The 15,198-nt window shown below is 69.0% G+C and carries 19 protein-coding genes; 3 read left to right on the top strand and 16 right to left on the bottom strand.

All coding sequences use genetic code 11. The features are described from left to right. Window positions 1-4: 4 nt before the first annotated feature. Together fliE and ETX26_RS00300 are read right to left on the bottom strand one after the other, a co-directional pair. Window positions 5-379, bottom strand: coding sequence for a flagellar hook-basal body complex protein FliE (gene fliE / locus ETX26_RS00305; protein ID WP_129522733.1), 375 nt, complete (start codon window positions 377-379; stop codon window positions 5-7). Then, complete coding sequence (locus tag ETX26_RS00300; protein WP_129522732.1) at window positions 376-1,638, bottom strand: sigma-54 interaction domain-containing protein; 1,263 nt, start codon at window positions 1,636-1,638, stop codon at window positions 376-378. Before ETX26_RS00300 ends, fliE begins: the two co-directional genes overlap by 4 nt. 366 nt (window positions 1,639-2,004) lie before the next feature. On the opposite strand from ETX26_RS00300, the gene ETX26_RS00295 reads away from it, so the two are divergent. Continuing rightward, complete coding sequence (locus ETX26_RS00295) at window positions 2,005-2,817, top strand: flagellin N-terminal helical domain-containing protein (protein WP_129522731.1); 813 nt, start codon at window positions 2,005-2,007, stop codon at window positions 2,815-2,817. A gap of 78 nt (window positions 2,818-2,895) precedes the next feature. Here the strand turns inward: ETX26_RS00295 and ETX26_RS00290 are convergent, their stop codons facing one another. The 14 genes from ETX26_RS00290 to flgB form a co-directional block, all read right to left on the bottom strand. Further along, window positions 2,896-3,522 carry a class I SAM-dependent methyltransferase gene (locus ETX26_RS00290; RefSeq protein WP_129522730.1) on the bottom strand — a complete coding sequence of 209 codons (627 nt, stop codon included), beginning with the start codon at window positions 3,520-3,522 and terminating at the stop codon, window positions 2,896-2,898. An 868-nt stretch (window positions 3,523-4,390) separates the two neighbouring features. Next, entirely contained in the window at window positions 4,391-5,221 is an 831-nt protein-coding gene (locus ETX26_RS00285; protein ID WP_129522729.1) for a flagellar motor protein MotB, read from the bottom strand. Window position 5,222: 1 nt separating this feature from the next. Further along, complete coding sequence (motA, locus tag ETX26_RS00280; RefSeq protein ID WP_129522728.1) at window positions 5,223-6,086, bottom strand: flagellar motor stator protein MotA; 864 nt, start codon at window positions 6,084-6,086, stop codon at window positions 5,223-5,225. Window positions 6,087-6,111: 25 nt separating this feature from the next. Next, window positions 6,112-7,020 (bottom strand): flagellin N-terminal helical domain-containing protein, encoded by a 909-nt coding sequence (locus ETX26_RS00275; RefSeq protein ID WP_129522727.1) that lies wholly within the window; start codon window positions 7,018-7,020, stop codon window positions 6,112-6,114. Window positions 7,021-7,027: 7 nt separating this feature from the next. Next, window positions 7,028-8,356 carry a flagellar hook-associated protein FlgK gene (gene flgK / locus ETX26_RS00270; protein ID WP_129522726.1) on the bottom strand — a complete coding sequence of 443 codons (1,329 nt, stop codon included), beginning with the start codon at window positions 8,354-8,356 and terminating at the stop codon, window positions 7,028-7,030. A gap of 3 nt (window positions 8,357-8,359) precedes the next feature. After that, window positions 8,360-8,674, bottom strand: a complete 315-nt coding sequence (locus ETX26_RS00265; protein WP_129522725.1) for a rod-binding protein — start codon at window positions 8,672-8,674, stop codon at window positions 8,360-8,362. Continuing rightward, window positions 8,671-9,768: a flagellar basal body P-ring protein FlgI gene (locus ETX26_RS00260; RefSeq protein WP_129522724.1), complete on the bottom strand. Its 1,098-nt coding sequence runs from the start codon at window positions 9,766-9,768 to the stop codon at window positions 8,671-8,673. Before ETX26_RS00260 ends, ETX26_RS00265 begins: the two co-directional genes overlap by 4 nt. Window positions 9,769-9,778: 10 nt before the next feature. Beyond that, window positions 9,779-10,441, bottom strand: coding sequence for a flagellar basal body L-ring protein FlgH (locus ETX26_RS00255; RefSeq protein ID WP_129522723.1), 663 nt, complete (start codon window positions 10,439-10,441; stop codon window positions 9,779-9,781). An 8-nt stretch (window positions 10,442-10,449) separates the two neighbouring features. After that, window positions 10,450-11,238: a flagellar basal-body rod protein FlgG gene (gene flgG / locus ETX26_RS00250; RefSeq protein WP_129522722.1), complete on the bottom strand. Its 789-nt coding sequence runs from the start codon at window positions 11,236-11,238 to the stop codon at window positions 10,450-10,452. A gap of 43 nt (window positions 11,239-11,281) precedes the next feature. Beyond that, window positions 11,282-12,022: a flagellar basal body rod protein FlgF gene (locus ETX26_RS00245; protein WP_129522721.1), complete on the bottom strand. Its 741-nt coding sequence runs from the start codon at window positions 12,020-12,022 to the stop codon at window positions 11,282-11,284. Between the two features lie 4 nt (window positions 12,023-12,026). Then, window positions 12,027-12,839 carry a flagellar hook-basal body protein gene (locus ETX26_RS00240; protein ID WP_129522720.1) on the bottom strand — a complete coding sequence of 271 codons (813 nt, stop codon included), beginning with the start codon at window positions 12,837-12,839 and terminating at the stop codon, window positions 12,027-12,029. A 19-nt stretch (window positions 12,840-12,858) separates the two neighbouring features. Continuing rightward, a complete protein-coding gene (locus ETX26_RS00235) occupies window positions 12,859-13,143 on the bottom strand; it encodes a flagellar hook capping FlgD N-terminal domain-containing protein (RefSeq protein ID WP_129522719.1) in 285 nt (94 codons plus the stop codon). Beyond that, complete coding sequence (gene flgC, locus ETX26_RS00230; protein ID WP_225425435.1) at window positions 13,140-13,532, bottom strand: flagellar basal body rod protein FlgC; 393 nt, start codon at window positions 13,530-13,532, stop codon at window positions 13,140-13,142. Before flgC ends, ETX26_RS00235 begins: the two co-directional genes overlap by 4 nt. 14 nt (window positions 13,533-13,546) lie before the next feature. Continuing rightward, on the bottom strand, window positions 13,547-13,894 hold the full coding sequence (flgB, locus tag ETX26_RS00225; RefSeq protein WP_129522717.1) for a flagellar basal body rod protein FlgB: 348 nt from the start codon (window positions 13,892-13,894) through the stop codon (window positions 13,547-13,549). 188 nt (window positions 13,895-14,082) lie between these two features. Between flgB and ETX26_RS00220 the strand changes: the two genes are divergently transcribed. Both ETX26_RS00220 and ETX26_RS00215 read left to right on the top strand, forming a co-directional pair. Beyond that, the gene (locus ETX26_RS00220; protein ID WP_129524071.1) at window positions 14,083-14,727 is read left to right on the top strand and encodes a MotA/TolQ/ExbB proton channel family protein; all 645 of its coding nucleotides are present in this window, start codon (window positions 14,083-14,085) and stop codon (window positions 14,725-14,727) included. Continuing rightward, complete coding sequence (locus ETX26_RS00215; RefSeq protein ID WP_129522716.1) at window positions 14,724-15,197, top strand: hypothetical protein; 474 nt, start codon at window positions 14,724-14,726, stop codon at window positions 15,195-15,197. Before ETX26_RS00220 ends, ETX26_RS00215 begins: the two co-directional genes overlap by 4 nt. Window position 15,198 lies beyond the last annotated feature (1 nt).

Below are 15,198 nucleotides of genomic sequence, written 5' to 3'. Positions count from 1 at the left end.
CTAATCAAACCCCCATCCGCATGATGTCCTGATAGGCGGACAACAGCTTGTTCCTGACTTGCAGCGTGGCTTCGAACGCGATCCCGGCCTCCTGCCGCGCGAGCATGACCTTGGCGATGTCGGTCACTTCGCCGCGCTCGTAGCCGGCGGCGAGTTCGGACGACTTGGTCTGTGCCGCGTTGACCCCGTCGAGTGCCGTTCTGAGCGTGTCGGCAAAACCCCCGCCCGCCGGTTCGCTCGGCGCCGCAGCGCCCGCGTGTTCGGCGCCCTTCGCCTGATGGATTTCCTGCAGCACGCTCGATCGCTCCACGATCTGCTGGCGCAACGCCATGATCTGCTGGACCGATCCGGCACCGCCAATGCCGCCCACGCCGCTCATCGACGGCCTCCGACGGCCAGGCCGGCTTCACGGAAGGATGCCAGGCGGTAGCGCAGCGTGCGCTCGCTGATGCCGAGCTGGCGCGCGGCCTCGGCCCGCTTGCCGCCGCAGGCGTCGAGCGTTTCCATGATCGCGCGCGCTTCGGAAAGCTGCACCACCTTGGAGAGCTTGGCCCCCGCGCCCGCCGCGTCGAGATCGGCCTGCGGCGCCGGCTCGGGCGACCGCTCGACCAGCCGTGCGGGCCGGTCGAACACGATATGCTGCGTGCCGATCGCCGTCTCGTTGCCGGCAAGCACGAGCGCGCGGCGCATGACGTTTTCCAGCTCGCGGATATTGCCGGGCCAGCCGTGCTGCTTGAGCATGGCGATCGCGCCGTCGGTGAGCCAGGGAACCTGCTGCCCCTGCGGCGCGTGGCGCAGCAGCATGGCGAAGGCGAGCGGCACGATGTCGCCGGGCCGTTCGCGCAGCGCGGAAAGGGTCATCGGGAAGACATTGAGGCGGTAGAACAGGTCGGCACGGAAACGGCCTTCCTCGACCTCCAGCGGCAGATCGCGGTTGGCACAGGCGATGATCCGCACGTCGACCTTGACCGGCGTGGTCGCGCCGACCGGCACGACTTCGCCTTCCTGCAGCGCGCGCAACAGCTTGGCCTGGAGCGGAAGCGGCATCTCGGCGATCTCGTCGAGCAGCAGCGTGCCGCCCTCGGCCGCGCGGAAGAAGCCCTCGCCCGCCGCGTTGGCACCGGTGAAGGCGCCTTTCTGGTGGCCGAACAGCAGCGCTTCCAGCATCGTCTCGGGAATGGCGGCGCAGTTCACCGCCACGAACGGCTTGTCCTGCCGCGCGCTGCGGTTGTGGATGAACTGCGACAGCACTTCCTTGCCGGTGCCGGTCGGGCCGTTGATGAGCACCGGGATATCGGTCCCCGCCAGCCGGTCGGCGAGCGCCAGGACCGAGAGCGATTCCGGATCGGCCGCGACCGGCCCCCCACCGGCCGCGGCCAGCGCGACGAGCGCGCCGAAGGTCGCTTCCGACACCGGATCGGCGTAGGTCAGCCGGGCGCCCGTTCCCATCCGTTCGATGGAGGGCGCGTCGGCCCGCGCCAGCGCAATCGTGCCGGGCAGTTTGCCCAGCCCGCTTTCGGCAGCGTCGGCGAGGTGCACGACCTGCCGCGGAAAGAGCGAGGAAGCGATCCCCGCGAACTTGCCCGCCAGCGACGCGTGAGCCTTTTCGAACCCTTGGGTCCGTTCGATCGATCCCACTTCAGCCCCCTGCTGATTAACCAATTCCGTCCGCAGCGGGTATTGGCGCCGGCATGGGCAAAATTCGCTTAATGGTTAACGGAGAAACGCCCTTAAGTATGAATACTTAGTTCGAGTGGCACACAGCTCTCCGTCACCCTGACGTCATCCCGGCGAAAGCCGGGATCGCTCGCCGCCGGGCCGGACTTCGCTGCAGACAATCTCAGCCGTGGCGCTGGGACGACGAGCATTTCTCAAACCGCGGCGCAGTCACGAAAATCCGCCCGCCCCCTAAAACTTCCCGCATCATTGCCGGTCTGGGTTTCAGCTGCCGCCCAAGACGGGGTCTCGGGGCAGCCCTTGAAGAGCATTGTGGGAGTTTGAACAATGTCCGTTATCAATACCAATATCAGCGCCCTGAAGGCTGCCAACGCCTCGGCCTCCGCCAACAAGGCCCTCGGCACCGCCATGGAGCGTCTGTCGACCGGCAACCGCATCAACAGCGCGAAGGACGATGCCGCCGGCCTCGCCATCGCAACGTCGATGACCTCGCAGATCCGTGGCATGAGCCAGGGGATCCGCAACGCGAACGACGGGATTTCGCTGGCGCAGACCGCGGAAGGCGGCCTCAACGAAGTCACCAACATGCTGCAGCGCGTTCGTGAGCTGGCCGTGCAGTCGTCCTCGGGCACCTACCAGGACAGCGACCGCGCCAACCTGCAGGCGGAAGTCACCGAGCTCAAGTCGCAGATCGACGCCGTCATCGCGAACAGCGAGTTCAACGGCGTCAAGCTGTTCGACGCCAGCACCGCCACCGTCACGATCCAGGCCGGTGCCGAAAGCACCGACACGATCGACCTGACGATGGCCGATCTCTCGGGTCTCGCCGCCGCAACGTTCGACGTCGGCACCGACGCCGCATCGGCGACGACGGCGATTGCCGACGCGGACACGCAGCTCGAAGCGATCTCGACCGCCCGCGCCACGCTGGGCGCCGGCCAGAGCCGTCTCGAATCGGCGGTCAACACGCTGACCAACAACGTCACCAACCTGTCCGACGCGCGCTCGCGCATCCAGGACACCGACTACTCGGCCGAAACGACTGCGCTGGCGAAGGCGCAGATCCTCAGCCAGGCTTCGACCGCGATGCTGTCGCAGGCGAACCAGAGCCAGCAGAACGTTATGTCGCTGCTGCGTTAATCGGCAGACCGATTCGGTCTTCGAGGGCCCGGCGCTGTCACCAGCGCCGGGCCTTTTCTTTATCGGGCCGCGCCACCGTCACGCCCGAATCGCCCGAACGCTCAGCCACCGATCATCGGGCCTTCCGGTGTACCGGCCTATCTTCCGGACGGTCCAGCCGGCGTCTGCGAGCGCCGACCGCAGGGCGGGCTCGCGCCAGTATGTCTCGGCGTAGCGCCGAGGCGCCGCGACGCTGCCGTGTGCGGACGTGTCCTCGCCATCGCCCTCTCTGACCGAGGCATACAGTGCGCCGCCGGCCCGCGTTGTCTCGGCAAGCCGTCCGAGCACCGCGCGGAAATCCTCGCGGGCGACGTGGATCAGACAGGCGCAGGCCCAGATCCCGTCGTACGGCACGCCGGGGCAACGGGGGTCGGCCAGATCGTCGGTCAGCGGGTCCAGCAGGTCGGCCGCGAAGCCGCTGTCGCGAAGCAGGTCGACGAACCCCCTCGAAACGTCGGTGCGCCGGACGCTGATCCCCCGCTTCTCCAGCTCGAGCGCATCTCGTCCGCCGCCGCTTCCGATCTCCAGCACCCTGCCGGAGCCGCCCAGTTCTGCTACAAACGCATCGATCTCCGTCGCGACCCAGCGAGGCATCGCGGCGGCTTCGGCCGCGTACTCGGCCGCAACCGAGTCATAGGACCGCACGGTGTGGCGGTCGGTGCTCATGTCGGGCCCTCTTCCCTTGCGCCCCTCGCTTTCCGGGGTTTGGGCAATCCGGGCGCTTTGCCTGCCTGCCATAGCGGGATCCGGCCCGGAACACTACTTGCGCGCTCTCTTCTTGACAAAACGAACCATATAGGTTAGGGGGTGCTGGCCTGGTGGACCTCAACGCCAGGCAACGAGGATCGGGGCAGGCGCTTGTGTCGACGGTGCCTTGTCTCTCTTCCGCTGGTCGATGGGCTCTGCTCCTCGCTCCAGCGGCGCGGCCGGTGCGGCTGGCGTGCGATGCAAGGCTCGGGTGTAACCCCTCAAGGAGCCGGAAGCATTGCTCCCTTCCGCCGGAAGCCGGGACATGGATGTTCGCGGTGCCTGCGCGCTGCCCTTGCGAACCCGGCGATCAGCCCCGGGTCTCCCGGCAGCGGCCCACCGCGCGCTGGCGTGGCGGATCAGCCACGGGGCACAGGCGGACTTTTGGCGAGTCCCGGCCGTCTGCGCCCGCCAGTCCCGGACCGCAGGGATCGAACCGGGCCCCACCGCGGCGGCGGCGGGCAAGCGGATCGGGTGCGGCGAACCTCACGCCGCAAACGCATCCGTCGGTCGTTCGCAACCAAACCGCCACCCGCCCGACCCCGCGCACGCCTCCTGGCGTGCCGCACCGGCCGCGCGATCCGAGTACCAGGCGTCACGCATCCGGGTTCGCCGCCGGAGGATCTTGTGTGGGTGCGGTCCCTAACCTCACGTCATCCCCGCGCACGCGGGGATCCATTGTCCGGCGCTCGTCCCTGGATCCCCGCCTGCGCGGGGATGACGAAGGGGCGGATGCATGGTCTGCCGCACGATCGGCCTGTCGGCCCGATGGCATGCGGGAACACACCTAATCCATCAGCAGGATCGACATCCGCCGGTTGCGCGGGTCCTGGGGGTTGTCGCCGACCAGCGGTTCGCGGTCGGCGACGCCTTCGATGCGGCGGAAGCGGGTTTCGCCGATGCCGCCACGCATCAGCGCCTGGCGGGTCGCCTCGGCGCGGCCGGCGGAAAGCGACCAGTTGTTGGCCGCCGCGCCGCTCTTCCACGGCAGGGCGTCGGTGTGTCCGCGGATCGTCAGGTCGCCCGGTTCGGGGCGCACCGCTTCGGCGATCACCTTCATCAGCTTCGCGGCGTCGGGCGTGAGCACCGTCGTCCCGAGCACGAACATCGAGAAATCGGCATCGTCGACCAGGTCGATCCGGATGCCCTCCACCGTGTCGACCATCCGCACCTGGCGCATCAGGCGGCGCAGGCGCCGGTCGTGGGCGATCTCCGCCTCCACGCGCTCGCGCATGCGCCGCGCGCGGTCGATGCTTTCCTTCTGCCCGCCGGTCGCGTCGCGCGGCACGGTGATCGGGCGCTTGCCGGTCTGCGCGGCGCGGTGCGGATAATTGTCGGGATCGACCAGCGAGGCGCCGCCGAGCAGCCCGTCGGAGCCGGCGCTCTTTTCCTTCAGCTTGACCAGGGTCGGCGTGAAATAGTCGGCGATCCCCTTGCGCTGCGCCTCGGTCGTCGAACCGAGCAGCCACAGCAGCAGGAAGAACGCCATCATCGCGGTCACGAAGTCGGCATAGGCGACTTTCCACGCGCCGCCGTGGTGGCCGGCGTCCTGGACGACGGTGACCTTCTTGACGATGATCGGGGGCGCGGGATCGTTGCGCCCTGAGCGCGAGGCCATCCTACCTTCCCCGCAGGCTGTCGAGCAGCTCCGAGAGGCCGGGGCGGAACGCATGGCCGAGACCCGAGCGCGCGCTTTCGACCACCAGCGGCTGCGGATAGCCGTTGAGCGAGGCGATGATCACCTGCTTGACCGCGTGGAAGATCTGCTCGTCCTGGTCGATGATCTGCTTGAGCCGCCCGGCTAGCGGGCCGACGACGCCGTAGGCGAGCAGCACGCCGAGGAAGGTGCCGACGAGCGCCGATCCGATCATCCCGCCGAGCACCGCCGGCGGCTGGTCGATCGAGCCCATGGTCTTCACCACGCCGAGCACGGCGGCGACGATGCCGAGCGCCGGCAGCGCATCGGCGAGCGACTGCAGCGCGTGCTGCGGTTCGCGCAATTCGTGGAAATGCGTCTTCATCGCATTGTCCATCACGTCCTCCACCGCGTGCGTCTCCAACGTGCCGGAAGAGACGACGATCAGCGTCAGCGTATCGCAGATCAGGGCGATCAGAGGCTCGTTGGCGAGCAGGTTCGGGTACTCGGCAAAGAGCTCGGAGTCGGCGGGGTTCTCGACATGGCTTTCGAGCGCGACCGGCCCTTCGGTACGCAGCAGCTTCATCAGCTTGGTGGTCAGCGCGATCGCGTCGATATGGTCCTGCCGCGAATGGCGCGGGCCCTTGAAGATCTTCACGAACGAGCGGCCGATCGCCTTCAGCTCGTGCATCGAGTTGCCGGCGATCAGCGCGCCGACCGCCGCGCCGCCGATGATCATCATCTCGTGCGGCACGGCCTCCATCACGGGGCCGAGCGCGCCGCCGGTGAGGGCGAATCCGCCGAACACCATGACGAGCAGGACGACGATACCGATTGCAGCGTACATGTCTTGGAAACCCTTGTTCTTTTTATCAGCGCATCATGTCGAACAGCGAGAGGCCCGCGAGCCGGACGAAGCTCGCCTGGCTCGCCTCGAGCACGGTCGTCACTTCCTGCAGCCGCGTCATGGTGACCGCGAGATCGGCCTCGCCGATCGCCTTCTGCTCGTCGGCGACCAGTTCGGAATTGGCCACGCGGCGCTCGTCCATCACCTCGATCCAGCCGAGCCGCCCGCCGACCACGGTCTGCGCGGTGGTGATCTTGTCGAGCCCGGCGGCCAGGCCGTCGAGCGCAACGCCGGTCGGCCCGGTCGGGTCGCCGCCACTCTTGAGCGCGGTGGCGAGATCGCCCAGGACCGCAAACAGGTCGGTCGGCACGCCGCCAGCCTCGAACGCGAACACTTCGGGCCCCGTCAGCGAGGGAATGACTGACTGCCCGTCGCCGAGGTCGACCGCGTCTTTCGCCGCGGTGCCGACATAGGCGGCCGTCCCGCCACTATCCTGATAGGCGGTCCCCGCAGCCTGCCCACCGAACAGCGCATGCCCGGCGCTGTTACGGCTGTTCGCGATGTGCAGCACGGCCTGGCGCAGGCTTTCGACTTCGCCGCCGATCGTCGCGCGCTGCTCGGCGCTCAACGTCTCGGTCGCAGCCTGCGTTGCGAGCTCCTTGGCGCGTATCACCAGCGTGGCGAGCGAGCCGAGCGCGTCGTCGGTCATCTTGAGATCGGTCGAAGCGAGATCGGAACTGCGCTGGTCGATCTCGGCCAGCCGCTCGCCGCGCGCCAGCGTGCGCAACCGCGCGGCCGCAACCGGATCGTCGGACGAGCGCGAGAGGCGCTCGCCGGTGCCCATCTGCTGCTGCAGCTTCTCGGCCTCGGCGCGCAGCGTGCCGACCTGGCGGGTCGCGCGTTCGTAGAAGGCGGATGTGCTGAGATTGATCATCGCGGCCTCACCTCAGTTGCAACAGGGACTGGAAGATGTCGCTCGCGACCTGCATCGCGCGGCCCGAGGCCTGGAACGCCTGCTGGAAGCGCATCAGGTTGGCGGCTTCGGTGTCGAGGTCGACGCCCGCCTGCTGTTCGAGCGAGATCCGCGCCGAGGATGCGATCGCGTCGAGCGCGTCGCGCGTCACCCTCTTGCCGGCGACTGCGCTGGAGACATCGAACAGCAGCGCATTGGCCGAACCGGCGACACCGCCGCTCTCCAGCGCCTGCCGCAAGGCGGCGAGGTTCGATCCGTCGTTGCTGTTCGCCGGCGCGCCGGCCGGAGCGGTCGCGATCCCGCCGCTGTCGGTCATGGCGACCCTGATCCCGGCCGCGCCGGTCCCGGCGAAAATCGGCTGGCCCGCCGTGCCGTCGAGCCCGACGCCGCTCGCCTGCGCGGCGTTGACCGCGCTCGCGATCCCGTCGGCCAGCGTGTCGAGCCGGCCGCGCACCTGGGCCACCGATTCGAGCGCCAGCGCGGCACCCGCCAGCGCGCCGCCCGAAGGCTGCACGGCCGCGCCGCCGACGGCGAACGCAATCGTGCCGTCCGCCGCCGTCGCGATCGACATCGGGGTGAAGTTGCCGCCCTGAACCAGAGTCGCGCCCCCGGTGGTCACGGTGACCGCGCCATCCGCCGCGAAGCTGGTCGAGATGTCGGTGATGCCGCTCATCCGCTCGAGCAGCGAGTCGCGCTGGTCGAGCAGCGTCGCGCGGTCGCTGCTGCCCTCGCCCGCGCGCGACAGGCGCAGGTTCACGCGCGCCAGCTCCTGACCGAGCACGTTGGCTTCTTCGGTCGCGGCACTGGCGTTGAAGCGCAGCCCCTCGCCCGCCGCGCCGAGCGAATCGACCGCGATGTTGAACTTGTTCGCCAGCGTGTCGGCGCCCGCGAGGACGGCGGAGCGGAGCGACGAATTGGTCGGGTCGGAGGCGAGCTGCTGCAGCGCCGCCTCGAACTCGACGATCGAATCGTAGAGGCCCGACTGCTCGACCGCGGACTCGATGTTCTCCAGCCCGCCGAGCTCGGCATCGGCGCGTGCAAGGTCGCTGCCGGTGCGGCGCACTTCGGCTTGGCGGAACAGATCGGCGTTGCGGTGGATGCCCGAAACCCGCGCGCCCGACAGCGAGATGTCGCCGATGCGCCCCTGCCCACCCGCGGCGGAGACCTCCTCCATGCGGGCGCTGCGGCGGACATAGCCGTCGCTCGAGGCGTTGGCGATGTTCTGCGCCGTCACGTCGAGCGCGGCCCGTGCCGCGCGTGCGCCGCTGGCGGCGATCGAGAGGAGATCGGATGCCATGCGTCAGTTCCCGCCCGGCTCGACGAAGCGGGCGAGCTGCGCCTCGATCGTGGTCGCGAGGCCCAGCGCGCCGGTGCTCGCGGCAACCTCCGCGAAACGCGCATCGCGCACTTCGCGGAAAGTTTCCTCGCCGGCGCCGCCGCCGAACAGCTCGTCGCCGCCCAGGTCCGCGTTGCGCGCCGCCGCGAGCATCTGGCGCACGAAGATCGCTTCGAACTGCCGCGCGGCCTCGGCAAGCCGCTCGCGCTCGCTGCCGCCGGGCGCGGTGGCCGAGACGATCGCCGGATTGGCGGCGGTCAGAGTGATCGGGCCCGTCATATGACCACCATCTCGGCCTTGAGCGAACCGGCCTGCTTGAGCGCCTCGAGGATGGCGACCAGATCGGAAGGCGAGAGGCCGAGCATGTTGAGGCCGTCGACCAGCTCGGCCAGCGAGGCGCCGGGCTCGAGCAGGGCGACGCGGTTGCCCTCTTCGTAGACGTCGATATCGCTGTCCTGTTCGAGCGCGGTCTCGCCGTCGCTGAACGGGGCCGGCTGGACCACGGTCGGGTTCTCGTCGATCCGCACGACCAGGCTGCCGTGGCTGATGGCCGCGGGCGCGAGCCGCACCGCGCTGGATATGACCACGGTGCCGGTGCGGCTGTTGACGATCACCCTCGCCGCGGACTCGGCCGGGTCGATGGCGAGCATCTCGATCTCGGCCATGATCCCGGCGCGCGCATTGGCGCCGTAGGGCAGCCGCAGCGCCAGGGTCACGCCGTCCTCGACCACCGCCATGCCCGGGTAGCGCGCGTTGATCGCATCGCGCACCCGCGTGGCGGTGAGGAAGTCAGCCTGGTTGAGATTCCACCGCAGGACTTCGGCATTCTCGAACCCGGTCGCGACCGCGCGTTCCACGCTGGCCCCGTCCGGAATGCGGCCGACCGTCGGCACGTTGACCGTCAGCTTCGATCCGTCGCGGCCGGATACGCCGAGCCCGCCGACGGCGAGGTTGCCCTGCGCCATGGCGTAGATCTGCCCGTCGGCGCCGTGCAGCGCGGTCAGGATCAGCGATCCGCCGCGCAGCGACTTGGCCTTGCCGATGGTCGACACTGTCACGTCGATCCGCTGGCCCGGCTTGGAGAAGGCGGGCAGCTCCGCCGTCACGATCACCGCGGCGGCATTCTTGAGCGCCGGGTTGACGCCGGGCGGCAGTTGCAGCCCGAAGCGATCGGACACGCCGCGCATGGCCTGGGTGACATAGGCGAAGTTGTCGTCGCCCGTGCCGTCGAGCCCGACGACGATGCCATAGCCGGTCAGCTGGTTGGACCGGACCGACTGAAACGTGCCGAGATCGCGCACGCGCTCCGCCTGGGCGGGCGTGGCGAGGGCGGCGAACAGGGCCGCGAAGCCGAGGATGACGGTTCTGAACATCGCAGCCCTCCTAGAACGGCGTCACGAAGTTGAAGAACTTCGACAGCCAGCCTTCGCGGCTGGCGCGCTGCACGGCACCCTTGCCGGCATAGGTGATCCGCGCATCGGCGATCCGCGGGGATGCGATGCGATTGTACGGGTCGATGTCGGCCAGGCGGATGATGCCTGAGAGCTGCACCCACTCCTCGCCCTGGCTGAGCTGCATGACTTTCTCGCCGCGGACGAACGCGGTCCCGTTGGGGCGCACTTCGGCGATGGTCACGGTGATATCCCCCCTGAAGCTGCTCGTCTGGGAAGCATCCCCCTGCCCATTGAACGACGAGGAGCCGCCGGAATTAAGGACGCCGGGGTCGAACGAGAACGGGCCGCTGCTCGGCGGCGAGAGCGAGATGCCCCCGTCGCGTTGGGTGTTCGAGCTCGCCGACTTCGAGGTCTGCGTGCGTTCGGTCAGGATCACGGTCACGAGATCGCCCACGCGGCTGGCACGCTGGCCGTTGTAGAGCGGGGCGAAGCCGCCGGTCGGCTGGAAGATCGCGCCGTTCGCCGGCGCCGCGGCCATCGGCGGAGGCGCCGGGAGCGCGGCCTGGAAGCCGGTCGCCCGCTCGCCGCCGCACGCGGCCAGGGCAAGCGCGGATCCGGCGGCGAGCGCGGTGCGGAGAAAGATGCGTTTCATGGCGTTGCTCACAGTGTCTGGTTGGCATTGCGGAGCATCTCGTCGACGGCGGAGACCATCTTCGAGCTGACCTCGTAGGCGCGCTGGCATTCGATCATGTCGACCAGCTCCTCGACGATGTTGACGTTCGAGGCTTCCAGCATGCCCTGGCGGATGTTGCCGCGGCCCATCTCGCCGCCCGGCCCAAGCTGAACGGCGCCGCTGGCTGCGGTCTCGACCAGGAAGTTGTCGCCGATCGCCCGCAGCCCGCCGGGGTTGGCGAAGCTGGCGACCTGGAGTTGGCCGAGCTCGGCCGGCTCCGCGTCGCCCGGGACGATCGCGGTGACGATGCCGTCGGGCGAGACCGCGATCGAGGTCGCGCCTTCGGGAATGGTGATCGCCGGCTGGACGATGTAGCCCTGCTGGGTGACCAGCTGCCCTTCGGCCGAGCGGGTAAAATTGCCGGCGCGGGTATAGCCGAGTTCGCCGCCCGGCAGCTCGACCTGGAAGTAGCCGTCGCCGTCGAGCGCGAGGTCGAGCGCGTTGCCCGTGGTGTCGAGCGCGCCCTGGGTCACGATCTGGCTGGTCGACTGCACGGCGACGCCGGTGCCGAGGTTGAGACCGGTGGCATAGGCCGTCTCGCCCGAGGAGCGCTGCCCCGCGACCCGCGCGTCCTGATAGGCGAGCGTCGCGAAGTTGGCGCGGTCCTTCTTGAAGCCGGTGGTGCCGACGTTCGCGAGGTTGTTGGCGATCACGCGCATGCGCGAGTCCTGCGCCTCGAGCCCCGTACGGGCGACCTGGAGAGCGGAAGTAGGCATTGTGACGTTCCTTTCGTCAGCGAATTCGTCGGCGTGTTGGGTCTCAGCTCAGGCGCATGAGCTGCGCGCCGCCCTCGTCGCACTCGCGCGCGGTGGCGATCAGCTTGCTGCGCATGTCGAAGAGGCGCTGCGCCTGGATCATGTCGACCAGCACCTCGGTAGGCTTCACGTTGGATTGCTCGAGCGCGCCGGTGATCACCGTCGCCTGGGGGTCGGCGGGCAGGATGCCCCCGCCCTCGACCCGGAACAGGCCGTCGAGCCCCTTGGCAATCGGGCTGCCCTGCCATCCGGCGAGCTTGATCTGCCCAATCTCCATCGGCGGCTGATCGGGCGCGGCAGGATCGGCCACGCTGACCACGCCGTCGGGTGCGATCGTCGGATTGGTGCCCAGCGGCACCGTGATCGGCCCGGCCTCGCCGAGCACCGGCAGCCCTTCGCCGTTCACGATCACGCCGGTCGGCGAGATCGAGAGATCGCCGCGCCGGGTATAGGCCTCGGTCCCGTCCGTCGCCTGGACCGCCAGCAGCGCCTCGCCATCGATGTAGATGTCGAGGCCGTTGCCGGTCCGCGTCATCTCGCCTGCCTCCATCACCGCCCCGCGGACGGCGGCGCGCTGCATGGCGCGCACGTCGAGGGTCTCCCCGTCGACGGTGACCGGGCGCTGGTCGAGCAGTTCCGCGCGAAAGCCCACCGTGTTGGCGTTCGCCATGTTGCTGGCGATCACCCGCTGGCGGTCCATCGACGCGTTCATGCCCGAGAGGGCGGTGTAGATCAGGCGGTCCATCGGATCAGGTCCTCAGGTTGATGACCGTCTGCGAGATCTGGGTCGCGGTATCGATCGCCTTGGCGTTCGCCTGGAAGTTGCGCTGCGCGGTGATCAGGCCGACCAGTTCCTCGGCGATGTCCACGTTCGACCGCTCGATCGAACCCGACATCAGCGAGCCATACTGGCCGGTGCCCGGCGAACCGTACTTGGCCTGGCCCGAAATCCCGGTCGCTTCCCAGTTCGACGAGCCGATCTGCTTGAGGCCGGTCGGCGTGATGAACGAAGCGAGCGCGATGGTGCCGACCGCTTCGGTCGTTCCATCGGCATAGGATGCCGAGACGAGGCCGTCCTGGCCGACCACGACGCCGACGTATTCGGCACCCGCGGCGTTGGTCGGCGCGATCTGCGCATCGACCGGCGTGGTCGAGGTGACGTTGCCATCGGCATCGGTCGGGAAGACCTGCAGGCGGTTGACGCCGCCGTCGGTGATAAAGCCCGCCTCGTCTACGCCGAAGGCGCCGTTGCGGGTGAAGACGGTGTTGCCGCTGTCGGCCGAGCGCATCGCGAAGAAGCCGTCGCCGGTGATTGCGACGTCGAGCGCGCCGCCGGTCTGCTCGATCGGCCCGAGGCCGAAATTCTGCGTGATCCCTTCGACCGTGGCGCCGATGCCCTTGATCATCCGCGGGTCCGACTGCGCCGATCCGGCGACGATGTCGGCGAACTGCGTGCTGCCCTTCTTGAAGCCGTTGGTTTCGACGTTGGCGATGTTGTGGGCGATGACGCCCAGCTCGGTCTGCGAGTTCTTCAGACCGTTCAGCGAAGTGTAGAAAGACATTGCCGTGTGCTCCTGTGCGTCATTCGGTGGGGTTCGTGGCCGCCTGCGCGGCCGCGAGGGCGTCAAGCTTGTCCGAAATGCCCTGCAGCGTTTCGTTCATTTCGGTGATCCCGGAGAGTGAGGAGAACTGGGCCATCTGCGCCAGCATCTCCTTGTTATCGACCGGGTCGAACGGGTCCTGCTGCTGCACCTGCACGGTCAGCAGCCGGAGGAAGTCGGCCTGGCCGAGCGACGCATAGTCGCGCCCGGTGGTGGCGGTGCCGGCCGCGGTCTGCGCGGCGCCGGAAGTCGCTGCTACGGTCATTTCATCCTCATCGTTTCGAGCATCAGCTGCTTGGCGGTGGAAAGCGCCTCGACCATGTTCTGGTACTGGCGCGAGGCTTCGAGCATCTCGACCATCTCGGCGTTCTCATCGACCGGGCTGGCCCAGACGTCGCCGTTTGCGTCGGCGAGCGGATGGCCCGGCTCGTGCCGGCGGACCGGGGCGACGTCGGCGCGGTAGACGCCGTCGACGCGCACCGTGCTCATGCCCGTCGCGGTATCGAGATGCTCGGCGAAGACCGGGCGCAGCGGGCGATACGCCTGCTCCTCGCTGCCCGCGACGCTGCCCGCGTTCGCGAGATTGGAAGCTGCGGCGTTCATGCGCACGAGCTGTGCCGACATCGCGCGCTGGCCGAGGTCGAAGAGAGTCATCGGGCCCGGCATCGTCACTCGCCCTTGATCGCGCGCGTGAGGGTCTCGACCCGGCCGCGCAGGAAACCGAGCGTCGCGGTATAGGCGACGGCGTTCTCGGCGAAGGCCGACTGTTCGGTCGCCATCTCGACGGTATTGCCGTCGAGGCTGGGCATCGTCGGGACGCGGTAGCGAGTGGCCGAGCCCACCGCCCGCTCGCCCTCAGCGCCGCCCATGCGAGCTTCGAGGGCGGCAGCGAAATCGATGTCGCGCGCCTTGTACCCGGGCGTGGCCGCATTGGCGATGTTCGATCCGAGCATGCCCATGCGCTGCGCCCTGATCTCCAGCGCCGCGCCGTGAATGCCGAAAAGGCCGTTGCTCATGACAGTCCTCCAGACGTGTTCGCCCAGATGTTCAGCAAAGAGCGTGCCAATTGTCCGCAGCCGGTGAATTTGCCCGGAAACGCAGGCGATGGCGGCAAGCGTTTGCCGGAAGCGGCAAATGTCCGCCGCGGGCTAAATCCCGCGCCGGCAAAGGCGTTCTTCGTGGCAAGGAGAACCACGTGGACATCATGCAATTGCTCGATCCGCTCTCGGCGGCGATCGTACTGGGAGGAACTTTGGCGGCGACGCTGCTGCGCTGCGGCTGGCGCGACGCGCGCGTGGCGCTGCACGCGCTGGCGCAGCTTCCGAGCCGTCCGTTCGACAGTGCGCGGGTGCGTGCCGAACTTGCCGCGCAAGTGCAGGAGATCGGGGAGGACGGCATTCTGCGGGCCGAGCCGCACAGCTTCGGTGACGGCGAATTCGACGATCTGAGCGAGGCCCTGATCCGCCACCGCTCGATCAAGGCGCTTCACGACGAGCACGCACGCCATCGCGCGCGCCGCCAGGGCGCGGCGGATACCGCGACGCGGGTGCTGGGCGAGGCCGCCGAGCTGGCGCCGGTGCTCGGCCTTGCGGGAACGCTTGTCGCGCTTGGCGGCTTCGCAGCGGCTGCGGACGCCGACTATGCGCGTTCGATCGGCACCGCCGTCATCACCACCCTCTACGGCCTGGTTCTGGCAAACTTCGTCTTCGCCCCGCTTGCTACCGCCCTGACCCGCCGGGCCCGCGCCGAGGAGCGCGAGCGGCAGGAACTGATCGACTGGCTGGCCGCCGCGGTCGAACGATCGATCCCGCTGCGGACCGACGAAACGGCGGACAAGGTGGCCGCATGATCCTTTCGAACGCCCGCGCCGGCTGGCAGACCACGCTGGCCGATCTCGCGCTGATTCTGTTCATGGTCACCGCCGCCGCCATGGCCGAGCGGCCCGAGGCCGCCGACCCGGCGGAGGCGGCGAGCCCGGTCCCCGCGCGCGGCGAACCGCTGGCCATCTACCGCGCGGCGCCGGGGGCCCCGCCGCTGGCGGACTGGCTCGCCGAGCAGCCGCACGACGCACGGCAGAACCTCACCATCGTCGCGCGCTATGCCGCCGGACGGAGCGCCGAGACGGCCGCTGCCGCGGTCGCGCTCGCGAGCGAGGCAGGCGCGGCCGGACGGAACGCCCGGATCGTGGTCGAACCCGCGCAGACCAGCGATCTGGTCGCGGTGCTCGACTTCGACGGGCGCACATCTGGCACAGGGATTGCAGAGACACCGGCACGCCCGGCGCCCCGCGCGCCGCAGGAAAGCGACATCGGAAGGTGAC

It is taken from the genome of Pelagerythrobacter rhizovicinus (assembly GCF_004135625.1).
Classification (GTDB): Bacteria; Pseudomonadota; Alphaproteobacteria; order Sphingomonadales; family Sphingomonadaceae; genus Pelagerythrobacter; species Pelagerythrobacter rhizovicinus.
The sequence above is the reverse complement of the archived record's forward strand: the minus strand, read 5'-3'. Positions and strand labels throughout refer to the sequence as shown.

Excerpts from the sequence above, each read along its gene's own strand:
- ETX26_RS00245 (WP_129522721.1), bottom strand. The coding sequence starts at position 12,022 with ATGGACCGCCTGATCTACACCGCCCTCTCGGGCATGAACGCGTCGATG.
- ETX26_RS00215 (WP_129522716.1), top strand. The coding sequence starts at position 14,724 with ATGATCCTTTCGAACGCCCGCGCCGGCTGGCAGACCACGCTGGCCGAT.
- ETX26_RS00265 (WP_129522725.1), bottom strand. The coding sequence starts at position 8,674 with ATGACGGGCCCGATCACTCTGACCGCCGCCAATCCGGCGATCGTCTCG.
- ETX26_RS00275 (WP_129522727.1), bottom strand. The coding sequence starts at position 7,020 with ATGATCAATCTCAGCACATCCGCCTTCTACGAACGCGCGACCCGCCAG.
- flgB (WP_129522717.1), bottom strand. The coding sequence starts at position 13,894 with ATGAGCAACGGCCTTTTCGGCATTCACGGCGCGGCGCTGGAGATCAGG.
- ETX26_RS00295 (WP_129522731.1), top strand. The coding sequence starts at position 2,005 with ATGTCCGTTATCAATACCAATATCAGCGCCCTGAAGGCTGCCAACGCC.
- motA (WP_129522728.1), bottom strand. The coding sequence starts at position 6,086 with ATGTACGCTGCAATCGGTATCGTCGTCCTGCTCGTCATGGTGTTCGGC.
- fliE (WP_129522733.1), bottom strand. The coding sequence starts at position 379 with ATGAGCGGCGTGGGCGGCATTGGCGGTGCCGGATCGGTCCAGCAGATC.
- ETX26_RS00290 (WP_129522730.1), bottom strand. The coding sequence starts at position 3,522 with ATGAGCACCGACCGCCACACCGTGCGGTCCTATGACTCGGTTGCGGCC.
- ETX26_RS00285 (WP_129522729.1), bottom strand. The coding sequence starts at position 5,221 with ATGGCCTCGCGCTCAGGGCGCAACGATCCCGCGCCCCCGATCATCGTC.
- ETX26_RS00255 (WP_129522723.1), bottom strand. The coding sequence starts at position 10,441 with ATGAAACGCATCTTTCTCCGCACCGCGCTCGCCGCCGGATCCGCGCTT.
- flgG (WP_129522722.1), bottom strand. The coding sequence starts at position 11,238 with ATGCCTACTTCCGCTCTCCAGGTCGCCCGTACGGGGCTCGAGGCGCAG.
- flgK (WP_129522726.1), bottom strand. The coding sequence starts at position 8,356 with ATGGCATCCGATCTCCTCTCGATCGCCGCCAGCGGCGCACGCGCGGCA.
- ETX26_RS00235 (WP_129522719.1), bottom strand. The coding sequence starts at position 13,143 with ATGACCGTAGCAGCGACTTCCGGCGCCGCGCAGACCGCGGCCGGCACC.
- ETX26_RS00260 (WP_129522724.1), bottom strand. The coding sequence starts at position 9,768 with ATGTTCAGAACCGTCATCCTCGGCTTCGCGGCCCTGTTCGCCGCCCTC.
- ETX26_RS00240 (WP_129522720.1), bottom strand. The coding sequence starts at position 12,839 with ATGTCTTTCTACACTTCGCTGAACGGTCTGAAGAACTCGCAGACCGAG.
- flgC (WP_225425435.1), bottom strand. The coding sequence starts at position 13,532 with ATGACTCTCTTCGACCTCGGCCAGCGCGCGATGTCGGCACAGCTCGTG.
- ETX26_RS00220 (WP_129524071.1), top strand. The coding sequence starts at position 14,083 with ATGCAATTGCTCGATCCGCTCTCGGCGGCGATCGTACTGGGAGGAACT.